Below are 17,990 nucleotides of genomic sequence, written 5' to 3'. Positions count from 1 at the left end.
CGGCCGGACTCGCCCTGTACCGGTGCTCCGACCAAGGCTTCGGTCCCGGTCTGGGCGCAGGCGCGGACGATGGTGTTCAACCGTCGGTTCGTCTCGGCTACCGGTTGGGCATCCAGGCGGAAGCTGGTCAGCGACAGCCCGAGGAAGACGACTACGCGGGCTCCGGTGGTGCGGATGACGTCCGCGTGGATCGCTGGGTTGGCCGCGATGCCACTGGCGACGCGGCGGGGTCGGGCCACCGCGATCGTGAGCGAGGTGGCCATCACGGCCTTCTTGCCGGCGAGGATGGCGATCGCAGGATGCTGTCAGATGTGTGCGTTCACTTCCGGCCAGCCGCCGCTGCGCCACTGGCGGACCTCGCCGTCCGGATCGACGGGGAGTCGTGGGCGCTCATTGCGCTGGCGAGGTCGGTGCGGACCAGGATCACAGAGTGTTCGCAGCTGCTGATCAGGTCAGGGCATCCGGCGGGCGGCCCCGCGGCTTCCAGGCTGCGCAGGGCTTCGGCGAGGCACAGCGTGTACGCGATCAGCGAGCCTTGGCCGATGGCGGGTCCACCTGCTTACGGCGACCAAGTCCAGGATCGGCGGGCCGGATCCGGTGCCGGCTGTCGCCGATCCGGTTGTGCTGTCGGGCCCGACGACGCACGCACGCTGGCTGCTGCTGATGCAAATAGATGTCCGACTTGGAATGTTCTGGCGCCCGAGACTTCTTCGCCCGGTTCGAGCGCGCCAACAACGATTGCGACTCCGAACGGTCTGTTCTGTGATGTTCGAGTTGGTCGGCCTGGAAGGATCCGAAATTTTGGATCTTGTGGAACGCCGTTGGACGGGCATCACGTCTTGGTCGAAACCCGCTGGTAGTGCTGGCGCGTTGAAGACGCGCCCTCGCGCGATCCCCATGGTGCTGGAGTCTGCGCTACTTCTTCGGCGCGACAACGGTCAGTGGCGTATCGTCGTCCGACTCAACCATCAGGATGTCGGGCAGCTGATTCGCGGTCGCGGCCAAGGCGGCGGCCACTGCGCCGCCTCGACGCGTCAGGACTCGTCGAGTCCAAGGATCCTGCCGGTGGACGCCGGATCGGCCGTCGTCGAGCGGAACGCCGCTCCCTCTCGGAACGCGATGGCCGTCGTTCTTCAGAGGCTTCAGGAAGTGCTTGCCGAGGGATTGGACGATGCAGAACGTACAGCGCTGATGTCTGACCTTCCGCTCTTGGACATAACCAGCACGAGCCCGACGACTTGTGCCTTGGCCGGGCGCGGGCTGTCCGCGGCGACAAGCCTGGCGACCAGGCCATGTACCTCCTCCGCATCAGCAGCCCCGAGATCCAGGCCCGCCCACTGGCGACGCACCGGCGAGATCCACTCTGCGGCCCCACCCGGCATTGTTCACCCAGCAGCGCGGCTCGCCACGGTCCGACACCGCAACGGCTCCGTTGAGCACGCCGACGACGTTCGCGACACCCACTCCGAGCGTCCTGGTGATCGGCTCCGCCGACTGGCCTCGCTGATGCAGGTTCCGTACCTGCGTCGTAAGACGCTCATCTGCAGTCCACTCTACGGCCACTGTTAAGGCCGCTCGGTTCGAACGTCATCTGTCGCAGCCGCCAGAGCGACCCTGCGAAACCGCGAGATTCGAGCATTCAAGACCCGCGGAATAGGAGTGCCAGGCAGGTCTTCCCTCAGGCCCCAGTCATCAACGCCCCCAGCTCCCGACGATTCCCCGCACCGGTCTTCGCCATCAGGTTCGCGACATGCCGTTCCACCGTGCGGTGCGACAAATGCAGCTGCGCGGCGACCTCTTTGTTCGTGCGTCCCATTGCGACGCCGAGCAGCACCTCGTACTCCCGGACCGTGACCCCCTGGCTCCACAGCCGCTGCGGCACTTCGTGGCAGCCCCGGCGGCGCTGCCGCAGCGGTTGGCCCAGCTCGCGGAGCGCGTCGCGGCAGACGCGGACGGCCGACGGGACCTCCTGGCTGGTGTAGTACGCCTCGGCCTCTTGCAGCCAGCGCGCCGGTTCGCCCCAGCCGTCGCGTGCCGCGGCGGTCGCCACCAACAACAGGCTCAGGTGGCGGGCGGGCGTGAAGGCTTCGGACGCACATAGTGCTTCGGCGAGTGCGTACTCGGCGCCGGCCCGGTCGTTGTCCCGGCCGGACAGCAGGGCATTCACAAGCCACAGGTATTGGGCGTTCCAAGGCAGCCGGGCCGGTGGTCGGATTCGCGCCGCCGTGTATTCACGCCATCCCGCTGATCCGTGGACCGTCCGTGCCAGCAGACCCAGCCCGTACTGTCCGCTCAGTTGATACTTGGGGCGGTCGTCGGCGTCGGGCGGGGGAAGGGTGCGGAAGTGTCGGCACGCCGTCCCGACGTCGCCGTGAATCAGAGCATTCATTCCCTGCGCCAGGCCGTGCACCAACGGGGACTCGTCGTCCCGGTCACCCCGCCAGCGGTCGAAACCGGCCACATCCAGCGCCAACGCTGCCTCCTGTCCGCGGTGAGCGGACAGCAGGGCCCGCACGGCCAGCGCATAGCTGCCCAGCCCGACCAGGCGCAGCCGTGCCAGCTCGGGCCACGTCGCGTCCAGCACGTCCTCGGTCTCGGCGAACCGGCCGCGGAACAGCGCGTCCACCGCCAGCGACAATCGTACCTGCAGCGCCTCGATGACGGCGCCTTGTGCCTCAGCCTCGGCTCCGGCAGCGACCAGCCCGGTCGGATCGGCGTGCCACATCCACTCGTACGCACCAATGACCAGCCGCGCCTCCAGCCGCGGCCCCGGAAGGTCGTGGGTTTGCGCCAGCAGGTGGGCCCGCCGGTAGCACTCCGCCGACTCCGCTGGCTGCACACTCTGGCGGCAGCGCCCGAGCAACAGCAGAGCCTCGGCTTGGACAGTGGGCAGTCCGGCATGCTCGGCTGCGGTCAGGGCCCGGACAGCCAACCGCTCCGCCTCGGCCGCGCGGCCGGGGAATTCCAGGAGGGCACCGGCCTGGATGATGTCCAGTTCCGCGTCCCTCCTGACGTCGCGGCTCCGGCCGACGGCGTCGCGGGCGGCCCGGACATGGACCAGCACGCGGTCCGGCCGGCTGGCGCGCGTCGCGACGCGCGCGAACGCGACCTCCAGATCGGCGATGGCTGCCGGGGCCGGCCCCGGTGACAGGCAGGACGGGGGAGTGGCTGCGATCCGGTGTCCCGCGGCGGGGGTGTCCGGGCTCCCGGGACGGGTGTCCGCGCCGAGACCGGCACGGACGACATCGGGTACCGGTCCCGGACCAGGTCCCGTGACGGCTTGCACCTCGGCGGCGAAGGCAAGTGCTTCGTGATGCCGGCCTTGCATTCCGAGCGCGGCGACCAGGTGTCCGAGGAGTTGTGCCCAGCGGGAGTCGGATGTTTTCGATCCCTGACATCGCCGGGCCCGCGTCAGCAGCTCGACGGCAACGGCCGGTGCCCCCTCGCGCAGCGCCCGGACGCCCGCCTCGGCGAACAAGTCGGCGGCTCCCAGGATGTCTCCACCGTCTTCGCGTAGCTCGGCCGCACGCAGCGTCCAGTCGGGGCCGGCGTGCGGACCCATCGCACCGATCGCCTCCGCCGCGGCCAGGGCCAGGTCCCGGTGCACCGGGGGTGTCAGCTGGTCCCGCACGGCCTGTGCGATCAACGGGTGCCGCCAGGCCACCCGGTCGGGACGGGAGCCGGCGACGAGATACCGATGGCGGGCCGCGTGGTCCAGAGCGGACCGCAGGTCCGGGGCCGCGATCCGTGCCGCCGCGCCGAGCAGGTCGGGCGGGAACTCCTCGCCGAGGACCGACGCCGACTGCAGCAGGTCCCGGGTCGTCGGTGCGCACTCTCGGAGGTGGTCGGCCACGACCCGGGCCAGCGTCCGAGGAGCGCCCATGGGCACGGATGCCACGAGGTCCCAGAGCCCGGCCCGGCAGACCAGGTTTCCCCGGTCGGCCTGCTCGCGGAGGATCTCCGCGGCGAGCAGCGGGTTGCCCGCGCCGGCCCGGACCACAGCGGTGCGCAGCTCGGCGGACAGCGTGGCCGCGGTCGTGCCCAGTTCGGCAGCACAGAGCTCTGCGATGTGCTGCGTCCCGAGCCGGGACAGCGTCAGCAGAGCCCGCTGATCGGCCCGCCGTGCGTAGTCGGCGAGATCCAAGGCGGGCGACGGGCCGTCCCGCAGCGTGCAGACCACGGCCGCTTGCCGGCCGCCGATGTTGTCGACGAGGTACTCCAGGACCGCGAGGGTGTCGGTGTCGGCGTCGTGCAGGTCTTCCAGGACCAGCAGGACGCCGTTGTCGCCGGCCTCGTCGAGGACCCGCAGGATCGCCTCGCCGTAGACGCAGGACGGTGTGGGCCCGCCGTCCGGACCGGCGCCGCGCCAGTCGGGGACCAGCTGCCCCAGGACCGCGAGATAGGGTCCGAGGCGGTCCGACGGCGTGAATCCCGCGCGGGCCAGGCCGAGCAGGGCTTCGACGAACGGTCGCAGGCCGGCGCTCCCGGAGCGGGGAGCGCGGCCTCGCAGAACCTTGACACCACAGTCGCGGGCCCGCGCGGCGGCCTCGGTGACCAGCCGCGTCTTGCCGATCCCGTGCTCGCCGACGACGAACAGTACGCCACCGCGCGCACGGTGCGTGTCGGCGTTCGCTGACGGGGCGAACAACGTGCAGATCGCTCCGAGTTCTGCAACCCGGCCGATCATCGGCGTCGCCTGGTCGTCGCCGAGTGTCCGCGGGGACGTTTCGGTCGGCGCGACCGATGACGCTCCCATTGCCGCGACCGGCCGCGCGCCGTCAATCGACGGTGCGGTGGACGATGGTGGCAATCGTGTGGTTCGTCGGACAGCCCTCGGCGAGGACGAGGGTGGCGAATCCGGCGAGCGCCATCGCCTTCGTACCGACCTGGTGCTGCGGGGCCGGGGTGGCAGCGGCGGGTTCGCCACTGACGTTGTCGGCACTCGATGATTCGGTGGCGGAGGGATCCAGCCCCGTCTCCGGCACCGGCCTATTCATCTCCGCTCCCATCGTGAGGATCAAACCCTCATCATCATAGCTGAAATGAATGATGCGTCGAGGGGCGCGGGACAGGGCCCTGCGACAATGCCCTGTGGTGTCGCCGCACGCGTCCGGGCTGAGATCGCAGCCCGGTTCGATGACGACCGGCCGCGCAGGCACAGCGCTGCCACCGCAGGCAAGGAGCGCTGCAGGCTCTGCTGCACGCCGAGGAACCCCACGGACATCCACGCCGAGAATGTTCGCGCACGGCGATCAGCCGCCACTCATCGAGACCGAGACCCTGCTGCAACCGGGGCCCGGCGGTCTATGCTCGTCGGTCACGATCCTGCGGGTGTCGCGCAGGAGTTGTCTGTGCTCAGGACACTGTTGCCTCTCACTCTCATGCGCGGCGGAGATGTGGTGTAGGACATCTCAGGGCTCAGTGGCGGCGGATTGCCGGGTAGCCGAACCGCCGAGTTCGCGACGAGATTTCGCTGGATCCGGCCCTGTGCCTGGACGGCCCGCTGTGGGGTTTCAGGGAGGTGTATGACGCGATGTGCTGGGAAGCCGACTCCTTCTGCGCCCAACTCGGCCGTACCGCCGCCTTCATCGCCCGGTTCGTTCCCGGCCGACCCAGGAGCACGTCGATCGCTGAGGGACGACTCGGCCGAGCTCGAAGCCCAATTCGACGGTGCGGGGCGGCTGATGGCGGCGGAACGCCGGGATCTGGCCTCTCCGGCGCAGCGTCGATCCGCTCACCGCGGCTGCGGCGCCTGGCCGCGATCGGAGCCGGCTTCAGCGGGATGGGTGGAGCCGCTTAGGGGCAGTCGGCTCAGTGTGCTGCTGGACTGGCCGCCGATCTCGCGGGGCGGGTGCTCGCCGAGGTGCCCCCGGCCGCTGCACCGTCGGCTGCGGACGATGACAGCTGGCGCCACGGCCTGGCGGGCCGGCAGCGGTCGGACGGATTGCCGATGCGACCGTCTTTCACTGCGAGTTCGGAATCCTTGAGGCCCTCACGCTGCTTGCGGACGGCAGCGCCCAGGTCCGCGCGACGTTGGAACAGCGTGTGGCGCGACTGCCGGACCTGATGGCCGACGGCGCGGTGTTCTGGGGTGCGCCGGGCTCGGTGCGGACGGGAGTGGGAAACGGGCTGCAGAGCGTGGCGTTCCCGCGGACGGTGCCCACAGCCCTGACCCTTGCGTACGAGCCCTGACCTGCCTGGCCGACAAACATGAGGGACCGCGCGAGGAATTTGGGTGGTCGCCACGCATGCCGAGGAGACGGGTTTTTGCCATTGTCGTCCTCGTCATCGGAACATGTCAGCAGACCAGGACCGAGCGCGGCACACACGCCGCCTTCCTCCGTTAGGGAGAACCGCATGAAGTCTCGCAGAATCGTCATCGGTGTCGTCGCCGTCTTGATAGGCGCCTCATCCCTGGCCGGCGCGACTGCCGCGAACGCGACTTCGTCGCGGTCCGGCTCGGTCCACCCGGCATGGGTGGGCCCTATCGCATGGCGGAGCGGACACGGCGCCACCCTGGCCGCTGCGGAGGCGGACGCGGAAGCGCAGTTGTACGATGCCTGCGACATCACACATCCGGTCCTGGTCTCGGACGGGCAACTGTCCGATGGGACGTGGTACGCGAACATGAAGGGACTGTGCCCCGCTTAACCGGCCTCGGGCAGGCGGCCCGGTACACGGGCCCACGCCGTCGGCCCTGGCTTGAACGGGGCCGGCGGCGTGCGGACAGTCGGTCAAACCATTGGTCCGGGCTGCCGGCCGAGCCCGGCTGTCGACGTTCAGTTCCGGCCGGCCGTGGACCTTCTGCCGCGATTCGGCCGGGATAACGCCGCCGTAGGACCGGGGATGGCGGCGACGGTGTCGGTGTCGTCGCTGACGCGGACCGAGGCCTCCAAAGCGGGCCGGAAGTGGTCCTCGGGGCGTTCGGAGACCCGGGTGCAATAGATCGCTGACCAGGCTGGCTGTAGCGCTGACGCGACGAAGCCGTTCGGCTGGAACGCGTGCGTCGGCTTCTCCTGTTCCTCCTCCAGCCGCACTATCCACTGCTTTTGGCGTTCGAGGGGGAGCGGGTGGCGGGCGTCGCGGACGCCTGTCCCGGTCGAAAACGCTGATACTGGTGTCGGCCTGAGCTCTCATGACGCGGGTCGGTATTCGGTCAGCAGCACTCTGAGGCGTCGTCATCCGGTGCGCGTAGTAGCCAGCGCGGGTGGCGTTGTCCGATGATGAGGATCCGGTCGAGCCGCATCCCTGTCGCGGATCAGCTGGGTGAGCATCTGGCGGTACACCACCGTCCCGGGCCCGGCGGAGCTTGCCCTGTACAAGGCGTTGCGGACCCGCGGCCTGGACGCGCAGCTGTGGCCTGGTCTGGACGCCTTCGATCTGCACGTTTCGGCCGACGGTGGACCTGCTCACGTCCGGCAGGTACAGGCCAGGGCGAGAGAAGGTGTTCACGGCCGACGTTGAGGACTACGCATCGGCGACGCTGGGACGGCTGGTGTACGCACAGCCCGGCGATGCCGAAGGCGCCGACTATCCCGCGGTCCCGGACTACCGTGCGTCGCAGATGCCGCTGCTGGATACGGTGTCCCGCCGGTACCGGATGCAGGGCTCGACTCGAATCGGAGCGAGGCGCTTTGCAGTCTGCACTGCCTGCGTTCAGCAGGGCGGCCGAGCTTTCTTGAGGCCTGCGTCGACGCCGTGAGAGCTGACTTGGCCATCGCGCGCTTCAACTATGCCAAGGCGCTGGTACGCCTCGGAAGGTACGGGGACGCCGCGCTACTCTTAGGCGAGGTCCGGGCGATCGAGGCCGATCTCTTCGGTGAGGAGCATCCGGACGTCCTGAATGGCGACCTGAACTTGGCCATCGCCCTGGCCTCCTGCCGTCAGTTCGACGAGGTCGGCCTTGTTGTGGACCGATGCCTTGCCGGCATGCGTTCGGCGACCCCACCATGGTGTATATCGTGACAAGGTTCTTGAGGTGGCGTTCCTGGTTTACACCCGACCTTGGCTGACGTAACGCTAGTCTCTTGAGCTTACCGTGGGCGGTTCTGATCTGGGCCTTGCCGGTTGCGAGGACTCGGTCGTCGTCGTGGATGGTGTCCCGCTGGCGGTTGAGTGAGCTGGGTGTTACAACCCTGGCCGGGGTCCAGCGCTGGTCCCCGTCCCGACCGTGCCAGGCCGGCCCCTTGGTCCAGCTCGTGCCTCAGGATCGCGACCCTACGAGACGAAACCGGTGTCGTAGCGATCAGCCGGTCCAGTCGTTTGGGATCAGTGCCTTGCGCTGACCATCGACCGGTCGCCAGTTCTCGACGATAGCCTCCTGGAACCACGCCTCTTCAGTCAGATTCGCGTGGTCGCATACAATGATTTGCAAAGTGCCTTCGTTGAGTTCGGCGACCTCCCTGAGGAGCTTGAAGTACGCGGTCACCGTGTCCCAGTCGGCGTCCTCAACCGTGCTGGCATCTCTGATCTTCGCGGGAAAGAATGCCTGAGTGGGTTGATCTAACATGAGGAAGCCGGGAACGGGTCGGCCGTGGCGGTGGAGATAGGTGTGCAGCGCGAGATGGGCGACCATGTGGTAGCCGATCCAGTTCTTCGCGCTTCCTATCCGGTTCAGCGGGAGGCGTCCCTCAGGGCGTCGCACTACGACGTTCAGCTGGTTCAAGCTGATCGTGACCTCGTCCGCCAAGTTGGCTTGCCCGAGCTTCAGCTGCTTGGCCCAGCTGGTCATGAGGTGCGCGACGTCAGTCAGCCGCCGCTCCGTCTCCGCCGTGACATCGTCCTCGTCAATCCGTGCCTGCAACATGGCAACGGTCTCTTGAGCGAGATGCAGGTTGTGACGGAGTTCGCGGATATTGCCGACTGACGATTCGACGCCTGCGGATAGGGCTTGGTCAATTCGCCCCTGAACACGAGCCATGCGCACATGCTGGTCTTGGAGATCGCGCATGCGCTCGTCACTGGCGGCAAGTTCTCGAAGTTGCGCGCCGTTGACCCGAAGTCGTTCGACCACCGCGAACCGACCGTCCTGCAATGCTCTGCGGTGCTCCTCCCTGATCGGCTGAATAGTCTGAACATGATCCAGCTCCTCCGAGACCTGCGCTCCGAGAGCAAGGATCTCAGCCGCAGATGCGTCCGGCTCCTCCAGGGTATGCGAACACAGCGGACACACGGCGAAGTCGTGATCGCGTTCCGGACCCAGGAGGTTGATCGACTGGAGACGGCCGAGCTGCAGATGAAGTTCTCCGGTCAGGGCTTCCCCCTGCTTCTGCCAGCGATCCACCAGGGCAAGTTGTTCGTCGAGTTGTTGTAGTGCTTCACGCAGATCCCGCCGCTCGTCGATCAGCCCCTGCCGCTGGTCCCGGAGATCCGACGGGCCCACAGCCGTTACCGTGATGGTCAAGGCTTGTTCGAGCAGTGCGCGAATATCTTCGGCGTCAGGAGCCGCCGGAACATGATCCAGCAGACCTTCGTTCTGGGCGAGCCGTAGAAGGGCGACACCGGCCGCGTCCACCGAATCGCGACGGCGTTGAGCGTCGTCCAGCTTGCGTTGTGCCGCGCGTAGTTCGCGCTGTGCCCCGTTGAGACGGTGGAGACGTAAAGCCTGCTCGGGGCCGGCGGCGCCGAGAAAGTAGGGCAGAGTGTCCTTCAACGTTTGTGCGATACCGTCTTCTGTTTGGCGGTGGAACAGTGCTTTCTTGTCGGCGATCTCGTTTTGGTTCTGGAAGCAGAGCAACGCCGCTTGGGCGATCGAGACAGCGAAAGATGAGCGGGCCGCGCCCGGAGGCGGCTGGAACTGGAAGTCTTCGATTCCGAGGCGGGCACTGAGCTGACTGCGGAGTGCTGCAACATTCGAGTTGGGCGTCAGCTCGTTGGCAGGAGGAAGGTCGAGGCTGTGACCACCGGTACGAATCATTGCCTGCGTGGTTGAGGCGCCTGCGGGACGCGGCCGTGCAAGCAGCATCCGGCTGTCGCCGAATTCGACAAGGAGCGCGTACCAACCGACGGTCTGATCAATCGGCTCGTCCGGCAGACTGGGATTGCCACGCCCCAGGCAGTAGTCGACGATGTCGAGGATTTCCGACTTACCGGTCTCGGACTCGCCGGTGAGGATGTTGAGCGCCCCGGGTTGAAACCGCACAACCCTCGGGGTGGGTCTGCCGTCTCGGTGATAAAGGGCCAGGGCGAGCAGTTGCATGGTGGTTCGTAGACTCCTTGAAGTCAGGGACGGACGCCGAGCAGCGTGAAGGACAAGACAGGATCGACGACAGCGAGCCAGCGCCCCACCAGACCGGCACGACGAGCGCAGTCCGCGACTTCCTCACTCTCCGCTGTCGAGGCCGCTCTCGGCGCGCGAGGGCAACGGAGTCCCGTGGCGGTGACCTCGATAGCGGCATGGCGCACAGCAGTACGCAGGCTGGCGCGGGTGAAGTCGGTCAGTGCCACAGCCCGCTGTGCGAAGGCAGCCTGGTGCCGAGGGTGGTCAGTGAGCCAAGCAGACAGAGAGTAAACGGCCTGGACGGGTAGATCCCCGCGTGAGTCGGGTGGAAGTACAAGCGGCAGGATAAGGAAGGCGTTGGGAAAAGGCAGCGGGCGGCCGGCCTTCTTAGTGGCGGCATGGACGCCGGTGGACAGAAGGTAGGCACCGAAGGCAGTGTTGAAAAGGGCCTGCGCTTCGGGAGCACGACGATCAGCCATGGTCGCCGGCTCTGCGCGAGTCGTGCTCCAGGCACAGATCGGGATAATTAGGATGCCAGCCCACGGATTCCTCATTGGTGACCTGCGCCCGATCCGCGAGACCGTGCATCGTTCCCCGGCCGATCCATCCTTCGGTGTTGCTACCCGGGCGAGCCGGAATGCCGGCGACCCTGTCCATGGTGTCATCCAGCACGCGCCTGCCAGCTGCGGCACGTTGCTCCGGGGGCGTGTCATCCTCGATGGCGTTGATATGACGGCTGAAGACGTGATCCCATTCGTCCCACAGAAGCCTCTCGTACTGCCCGAGCCCCTCCTCCGTGATCTTGAACGTGCGCAGCCAACTCGAGCGCTGGGCGCGGGAGAAGTAGTAGTCCCGCAGGTGGGTCGCGATGCCGCGGTCCTTGACGCCGATCCATCGCATCTGAGCGACAACGAGGTCGTGTTCGTACACGGCGATCTCCGCCGTTGTAAGGCGGCGCAGCGACTCGGTGACCGGAAGGTTCGTCCCCGCGTACCGGTCTGTGATCTCCTGCAGCCGACACTGGAGCTCCTGCGCGGTGACGCTGGCGCGCGCTGATTTACGGTCCAGCAGCTCGACTGCCACGCTATACCACCACCCCTTGACGTCATGGAGAATGGCGTGTGCGTGTTCGCCCGGCCTGATCCCCAGTGCTCGAGCCAGACTAGAATCAAGGTCCGACATCACCGGGTAGGCGTCGTTTATTTCAACAGCCGCAACGAGTCGGCGGCGTTGCGACGGCGTCAAGTCCGCGAACTTCCTACGATCATTCGCCGTATTGTCAGGATCTGTTGCCTGCGCGATCTGATACATGCGGGTCAGAGCGTCATCGACGGAACGGCCCGGACCGGGACGCAGGAGGCGAAGGAAGTCGCCCTCAGCTGTTACCTGTGTCGTGATCAAACGCAGCTGGGGCATTGTGCCTGTCGACAAACGGCCAAGGGCGGTCAGGGCATCAATCCATGAGGCTACGGAGCGCCAGAAATCCTTGCCTGTTTCGCTGAATCGTCCGGCTCGCTCGCGGTGCTTCGACTGGAGCAGTTCCAACGGGTCGCTGGTGGCGCCGTGCAGGAACTCGATGTCATCGAGAACTTCCATACGGACTTCGATCGTGATGTCGACCCAACTGCGCTCCGCAAGCCCCAGCAAAGCCAGTTCGCACTGGTACAGATACCCGGTCATCTGACCGGCCGCCGAATGCGATCCTGATCGCGCCACGTTCCCCACTTCGCGATTGACGTGTTCCGGCAGCGGGCCCCCCACCAGCCGTCACGGCCGCAACAAGGCCGGAGCGTTTGATCCCCAACGAGTCGGGAGACGGCTCCGTTCATCGTAACGTAGCACCACGCAAACAGACTGCCGATACAGGGTGGCCGAATCAGCCATCGCGTCTCGCGACAGCCTCAAGGCGCTAAAGCCCGTCTGAAGTCGTCCCCCGATACACGTGATGGGGATCCGCATTCCAGCGCCAGGCGGGCCGGGTAATCCACCCAGGGATTCGTAGGGGCATGGCTCTCCTTGGCATCGATCGAACGCCGATTCGGCTACGGTGTGGCGCGCCTACGGCGGCCATCAGCTGCGCAGGACGGCGCGCTGCGTCAAGGTCCTGGCATAGTTGTAGTACGAGGGGCGCCCGGTTGTACCGCCAAGACGACGCGGCGACGGTCGAGCGGCGAGGCCCACCCCGGTGGGCATGGCGCCAGTTCCGTATCGTCTGATCGTTGATGCCGAGCATTCCGGCGATCTCCGCGTCGGCTGGCGAGCGTCGACCAGGCCCAGGACCCTCTTGCACAATTCCGGGGTGCAAGAACGGGGCACAGATCCCTTCCCTCCCAGCGTGCTGAATCAACAACTGTCCGGCATCCCGACCGTCTCAAACCCAGAGCACGTCGCCAGGACCAAACCCGGCGCGCTTCTGAAGGAGGCTCTGCCGCGCTCCGAAGCCCTGGCCCGCATCGCCCGTAGTGGTCGGCCCGTCGCGGTCGTTCGACACGTCGGTCGAACGACTCAGCCTGGCAATCTACGGCTACGGAATGAAATCAGCTCGCACAGAGGATGGGCGGGTTCGAGGTGTGCAGATAGAGTTGGGCCTCGTCAGAAGTAATGTTTCGTCCGACTTCCTGGCAAATGGTATAGATGGCGTCCTGCGGGTCCGGTGGTGAGACGTCCCACAGGCGGACTGACGTGTCGTCGCCACCCGTGGCCAATGTGTGACCGACCGGGCTGAACGTCTCGGCGTACGGTGCGCCTAGCTGCTCTCCGATGGCCAGGTTCTGGGCGCTGGCGATGTCCCATAACCTGACTGTCCGGTCCGCGGCCACACCGGCCAGAGTGCGACCGTCCGGGCTGAACGTGAGTGCGGTCAACGCTTCAGCGGGCCCAGGTAAAATCCGTGATTTCAACGTGGTGAGGTCCCACAGCCGGATGTGGCCGGCCGCGTCGGCACCGGCGAAGGTGCGATCGTCCGAGCTGAACGCGGTGGCGATCACTGTGGCAGAGTCATTGGGGAGCTCTGCGAGCCTTGTACCGTCCGGGTGGAGTATTTGCACGGGATCAACGGAATTATTGACTGCGACTGCGCGTCCGTCTGGGGCAAGGGCCGCTACGCTTCTGCTGCCGTCGGTGCGGTAGTCCCGACTCTGCCCGGCCGCCGTGTCCCAGACCTGGACGTCAACGCCGCCTGCAGCGACCAGGCCACCATCGTGGCGATAGGCCAGTGCGATCGCTGCCGGGGATGAGCCGACGAGTGCCCGGGCGGTCGGTTGATCGGCGGTCAGGTCCCACTCTCGGACCACGCCGTCTGCCGCCGCGGCGACGGTGTGGCCGTCTGGGCTGAACGTGATCGCAGCGGCCTGGCCCGTAGTGATGTTCATGGTGTTCTGCAGGTGCCCGGAAAGACTCCACTCCCGGACCGACTGATCCTCGCTCACCGTGATCCAGTTCTTCTGATCGGGAGCGAGATCGATCCCCCAGACCGCGCCGGTATGCCCGGTGAGCACCATGCGCTGTGTGCCCGTGACGGTGTCCCACAGTCGCACCGTTTCGTCCGCGCTCACGCTGGCCAGGCCGCCGGAGCCGTCGAAAGCCAATGCCCAGACGGCCCCCGTGTGTCCGGTGAGTACTCGGCTGCGGCCGCTGGCCAGGTCCCACAACCGGATCGTGTGGTCCGCACTACCGGTGGCCAGCGTGCGCCCGTCCCGATCGAATGCGATCGACTCCACCGAGTCGGTGTGTCCGGTGAGTACTCGGCTGTGGCCGCTGGCCAGGTCCCACAACCGGGTCGTGTGGTCGGAGCTGCCGGTGGCCAGCGTGCGCCCGTCCGGATCGAATGCGATCGACTCCACCGAGTCGGTGTGTCCGGTGAGTACTCGGCTGTGGCCGCTGGCCAGGTCCCACAAGCGGATCGTGTGGTCCGCACTGCCGCTGGCCAGCGTGCGCCCGTCCGGACTGAAAGCAACGCACACCACCGCGTCGGTGTGCCCGGTCAAGGTGGCCTTCAACTGCAGGGTGTCCGAATCCCACAGCCGTACCATGGTGTCGGCGCCCGCAGTCGCCAGCGTTCGGCCGTCCGGACTGAACGCCACAGAATCCACCTGGCCGTGATGCGCGCCGAACGTCGTCAGCATAGTGAGTTGACCTCCGTTGGAGGCGTCGTAGCCGACCATCGCTACAGTGCCGTCCTTTCGGCCCACCGCCATCTCGTAGCTGTTCGGCCGACTGGCTACCGCGAACAGCCCTGTGTTCGGCGTCAGCACCTGGCTGGTCCGCCCCGTCGTCACATCCCATACGCGTATCGAGCCGTTCTCGTCGCCGCCGGCGAGGCTGTTCCCGTCCGGCGCGAACGCGAGCGCCTGCACACTTCTGACTCCCGTCAGAGCCCGGCTGCGACGATCGACCGGGTCCCAGATCCGCACCCCGTCGCCTCCGGCACTGACCAGAGTCTTTCCGTCCTTGCTGAACACGGTCTGCCATACGGTGTCGCTGTGCCCGGTCAGGCTGCGCCCTGCTCCCGTGTCTACGTCCCACAGCCGCACGCTCTGGTCTCCGGACGCGCTGGCGACGGTCTTTCCGTCGGGACTGAACGCGACGGAGTTGACCGCATCGGTGTGACCGAGCAAGACGCGGCTTGTGCCGTCACCGACCTTCCACAGCCGAACGGTCCCGTCACCGCTCCCGCTGGCCAGGAGCGTGCCGTCCGGACTGAATGTCACCGAGTTCACCGTGTCGGTATGGCCGGTCAGGTCACGGTGCTGGTTGGTGCTCAGGTTCCAGAGCCGCACCACGCCATCGCTGGTGCCGATCGCCAAGGTCTTGCCATCCGGCGAGTAAGTGACGGACTCCACGTTCTCAGTCGTTCCGTCTGTAGTACTGGAAGGTATGTCCAGTCGGTGGCTGGTCCCGTCGGCGACGGTGAACAGCCCGACGTCTGGCCCGCTGTCTGCTGCTGCCAGGGTTGTGCCGTCCGGGCTGAAGGAGAGGTTGTAGACCCCGATGCCATCCGTTGAGTGGTAGAGGTGGAGTTGGTGGCCGTCGGCGTTGTTCCACAGTTGGATGTCGCCGGTGTTGGACCCGGTCGCCACAGTCTTGCCGTCCGGGCTGAAGGCCACCGCCCAGACCGCGTTGGGGTCACGGAGGGCGAACAACGTACGACCGGTCGTCAGATCCCACAGTTGGGCTCCGTTTGTGCTTTGGCCCACTACGGCGGTACGTGAGTCCGGGCTCACAGCGACGGCGTAGGCAGGGGCGGCCGGCGTCAGCAGCCGCCGCATCGGACTGTCAGAGGCTGCGTAAAGGCTCTGCACCGCTTCAGGGGTGGGACTGGTCCGGTACGCCTCGATCGCCAGCAGTCCTGACAGTTCCGGGTTGACCTGCCGTATCGCCTGAGACTGGGCAGCGTATACCCGGGACTGGGACGCGTTCTGGGCGCTGACCGTCGCCCGCCATTCAATGCCGAACATGCCAGCGCCGATCAACGACAACGCCAGGAAACACGCCAGTGCAGCGATCAGCTGCTTCGCCCGGCGAGCTCTGGCCCGCTGGCTGCGCAAGCTCGCAGCCAGAAACTGGCGCAGGCCGGCGGGCAGGTTGCGCTGACTCTGCCACTCCAGGCCTTCGGCAAGCGCCGTCCCATCCAGCAGGTCGCCGTTGATCTGATGCTGTTCCCAAGCCTTGCGTTGCTCATCCGCGCGGCGCAGCCACTCCTGAAATCGATGGTCCTCATCCACCCAGGAGCGCAACGCGCCCCAGTCCCTGATCAGCGCGTCGTGGACCAACTCAGCGACCGGCGGGCCGTCCGGAATCTCCAGAACCCGGGTGGTGACAATCCGTTGGCGGACCAGCTCGGCGAGCACCTGGTCCACTGCCTCCGAGCTGTCGCCCACCTCACGGCCGGTCGCGGACGCCTGCTTCTGTCGCCGCAGCATCCGGGTGAACGTGGCTCTGATCCCCGCCGACATTTGCTTACCAACCGCGAACAGCGACTCCCGCCTGGGCATCCCTACTGCTTGGCGTGCTCGCTGCCAGATTCCACGACCGGGTTCGTCCGGCGGCTCTGCCGAATGCCGACGCGGCTTCCACACCGATGCCATGAGATACCGGAGCCCTCGCGTACGACCCTCCCGCCTCCGCCTCTTAGCAGGGCGCGTACTTGGCCCTGCCGCGAGCATCCGCAGTTCGGCCACCGTCACCTGCTGACGCACCGCGGGGATCCGTCGAGCCTCGTCGGACGGACGCACCAGCGAAGTGAGTATCCGTCGCGCGATCGGTCGCTGTTGCTCCGTCAGGCCCTCCATCACCGTGTCGCATGATGCCGCCAGCCCTCCGCTCAGCCGGCCGATCTGCAGGTACATGGTGTGGGTGAGGAAAGCGTCCTCGCGTCTTTCCCACAGCTGGTACAGCGCCAGTTGCAGCGGCGCCAGCAGAGTGCTCGACGCCAGCCCGCCCGGTCCGGCAGTCGGCTCGGCTGCCAGCGCGTCTCGGACGATCAGCTCGGCGAGTCCTGCCTGGAACCGCAGTCCCACCAGTGCGGCCGGCCGCTCGACCATGTCGACCAGTTCGGCTCGGCTCACCGTGGCGGGGATGTTGCACAGCCCGGACCGCGCAGCCTCAAGCAATTCCGGCGCCAGCGCTGCGAGTCGAGGATAGAAGTCGTCCCGTATCACCAGCACTGTGCGCAGTGCCGGATGGGCCCGTACCGCCGCGCTGATCAACTCCAGCTCCGCCGTCGCATCCGGACCGGAGCGAGTGAGCAGCTCCTCGAACTGGTCGATGACCAGGAGAAGCCGGGTGCCGGGATCAAGGTCCGCTATTCGTTGCGCCAACGCCGCCGGCAGGTCGGTGGCGGCGCCTGGCAGGCCCGCCGCCGCAAGTTCTCCGGGCAGTCCGGTACCCGGCCGGACCAGCAGTACCGGCCACCGGTCACTGCCTGGCAGCGCGCCGGCGGCCAGCTGCGGCACCAGCCCGGCCCGCACCAGCGAAGATTTGCCGGCCCCGGAGGGCCCCAACACCATCAGCACGGGCGGGGCCGCGGCCAGGAACTCCAACAGCCGCGCAACAGCTTCACTACGCCCGAAGAACCACTGCGCGTGCTCAGCCTCAAACGGGGCCAGTCCCATGTACGGGCACAGCTCACCAACCTGCAGCCCAGGCCAGGTGGCGCGCAACTCCTCAGTCGGGGTGGCATAGCAAATCTGCTGACCTCGCGCCAAGCCGTCGGGCGACGTGACCGCGGTGACCATGCCGATCACCAGCCCCGTCAGCTCATCCCGGACCGGGCCGCCGCTGAACCCAGTAGTCAGGTCGTTGGCGGCGGTCAGCTGAAGCAAGGTACCCACCTCGGAGCCGCCGGGCAGTAGGCCGCCGACCACCGCATAGCCGTGGTGGCCGCCGGGCGGTGCCTGACTGGGAAACCCGAAGGCGACCACCTTCCGCCCCCCGGTACCGCGCGCCGCTCCCAGCCGCAAGCCACGGACCGACGGCGGTACAACCAGCCGAAGCACCGCGACATCAGCAGCCTCTGCCGGCCGCCACCCGGCTGGCTCCACGTCCGCGAGCACACTCGGCGCCTGCGGCACATGCGGAAAGCGTAGAAGTACTTGCTCGCCGGGTCCGGCCCCGGCCGCCATCAGCACATGCGCACAACTGAGAGCAATCGCCTCTTCGCCGGCTGACAACTCACCCTGGTCGACCAGAAAGGCCGAGCCGGCCACCTCGCCAGTCGGGGTGAGCACCTGCGCGACCGCTGCGAGCAAGTCGGACGGCCGAACGTCGCCGG

General features: G+C 67.1%; 11 protein-coding genes. 4 read left to right on the top strand and 7 right to left on the bottom strand.

From position 1 onward, the window contains the following. Positions 1-1,678 precede the first annotated feature (1,678 nt). Both GWK61_RS06405 and GWK61_RS06400 read right to left on the bottom strand, forming a co-directional pair. The gene (locus GWK61_RS06405; protein WP_194906005.1) at positions 1,679-4,756 is read right to left on the bottom strand and encodes a helix-turn-helix transcriptional regulator; all 3,078 of its coding nucleotides are present in this window, start codon (positions 4,754-4,756) and stop codon (positions 1,679-1,681) included. A gap of 22 nt (positions 4,757-4,778) precedes the next feature. Further along, a complete protein-coding gene (locus GWK61_RS06400; RefSeq protein ID WP_194906003.1) occupies positions 4,779-5,159 on the bottom strand; it encodes a hypothetical protein in 381 nt (126 codons plus the stop codon). Positions 5,160-6,045: 886 nt separating this feature from the next. Here GWK61_RS06400 and GWK61_RS06395 point away from each other — a divergent pair. Both GWK61_RS06395 and GWK61_RS06390 read left to right on the top strand, forming a co-directional pair. Further along, entirely contained in the window at positions 6,046-6,192 is a 147-nt protein-coding gene (locus GWK61_RS06395; protein ID WP_194906001.1) for a hypothetical protein, read from the top strand. Between the two features lie 165 nt (positions 6,193-6,357). Then, positions 6,358-6,651, top strand: coding sequence for a hypothetical protein (locus GWK61_RS06390; protein ID WP_194905999.1), 294 nt, complete (start codon positions 6,358-6,360; stop codon positions 6,649-6,651). A gap of 128 nt (positions 6,652-6,779) precedes the next feature. Here the strand turns inward: GWK61_RS06390 and GWK61_RS61665 are convergent, their stop codons facing one another. Further along, positions 6,780-7,037: an ADP-ribosylglycohydrolase family protein gene (locus tag GWK61_RS61665; protein ID WP_499699744.1), complete on the bottom strand. Its 258-nt coding sequence runs from the start codon at positions 7,035-7,037 to the stop codon at positions 6,780-6,782. Between the two features lie 229 nt (positions 7,038-7,266). Here GWK61_RS61665 and GWK61_RS60615 point away from each other — a divergent pair, with 229 nt between their 5' ends. Together GWK61_RS60615 and GWK61_RS06375 are read left to right on the top strand one after the other, a co-directional pair. Then, entirely contained in the window at positions 7,267-7,464 is a 198-nt protein-coding gene (locus GWK61_RS60615) for a restriction endonuclease-related protein (RefSeq protein ID WP_194905997.1), read from the top strand. Between the two features lie 246 nt (positions 7,465-7,710). After that, positions 7,711-7,965, top strand: a complete 255-nt coding sequence (locus GWK61_RS06375; protein ID WP_194905993.1) for a tetratricopeptide repeat protein — start codon at positions 7,711-7,713, stop codon at positions 7,963-7,965. 280 nt (positions 7,966-8,245) lie between these two features. Here the strand turns inward: GWK61_RS06375 and GWK61_RS06370 are convergent, their stop codons facing one another. From GWK61_RS06370 to GWK61_RS06360, 4 genes are all read right to left on the bottom strand, one after another. Then, positions 8,246-10,198 (bottom strand): DUF3732 domain-containing protein, encoded by a 1,953-nt coding sequence (locus tag GWK61_RS06370; RefSeq protein ID WP_194905991.1) that lies wholly within the window; start codon positions 10,196-10,198, stop codon positions 8,246-8,248. A gap of 23 nt (positions 10,199-10,221) precedes the next feature. After that, positions 10,222-10,698 (bottom strand): three component ABC system middle component, encoded by a 477-nt coding sequence (locus tag GWK61_RS60605; protein ID WP_369125555.1) that lies wholly within the window; start codon positions 10,696-10,698, stop codon positions 10,222-10,224. Continuing rightward, positions 10,691-11,899, bottom strand: coding sequence for an ABC-three component system protein (locus GWK61_RS06365; protein WP_194905990.1), 1,209 nt, complete (start codon positions 11,897-11,899; stop codon positions 10,691-10,693). Before GWK61_RS06365 ends, GWK61_RS60605 begins: the two co-directional genes overlap by 8 nt. A gap of 857 nt (positions 11,900-12,756) precedes the next feature. Continuing rightward, positions 12,757-17,925 (bottom strand): nSTAND1 domain-containing NTPase, encoded by a 5,169-nt coding sequence (locus tag GWK61_RS06360; RefSeq protein ID WP_369125559.1) that lies wholly within the window; start codon positions 17,923-17,925, stop codon positions 12,757-12,759. Positions 17,926-17,990 lie beyond the last annotated feature (65 nt).

Source organism: Catenulispora rubra (assembly GCF_015356825.1).
Lineage (GTDB): Bacteria > Actinomycetota > Actinomycetes > Streptomycetales > Catenulisporaceae > Catenulispora > Catenulispora rubra.
Note: the sequence above shows the minus strand (reverse complement) of the source record. Positions and strands in the feature narration are given on the sequence as shown.

Bases quoted from the DNA above. Each gene is read 5' to 3' on its own strand.
- GWK61_RS06405 (WP_194906005.1), bottom strand. From the start codon at position 4,756: ATGGGAGCGTCATCGGTCGCGCCGACCGAAACGTCCCCGCGGACACTC.
- GWK61_RS06390 (WP_194905999.1), top strand. From the start codon at position 6,358: ATGAAGTCTCGCAGAATCGTCATCGGTGTCGTCGCCGTCTTGATAGGC.
- GWK61_RS06370 (WP_194905991.1), bottom strand. From the start codon at position 10,198: ATGCAACTGCTCGCCCTGGCCCTTTATCACCGAGACGGCAGACCCACC.
- GWK61_RS60605 (WP_369125555.1), bottom strand. From the start codon at position 10,698: ATGGCTGATCGTCGTGCTCCCGAAGCGCAGGCCCTTTTCAACACTGCC.
- GWK61_RS06365 (WP_194905990.1), bottom strand. From the start codon at position 11,899: ATGACCGGGTATCTGTACCAGTGCGAACTGGCTTTGCTGGGGCTTGCG.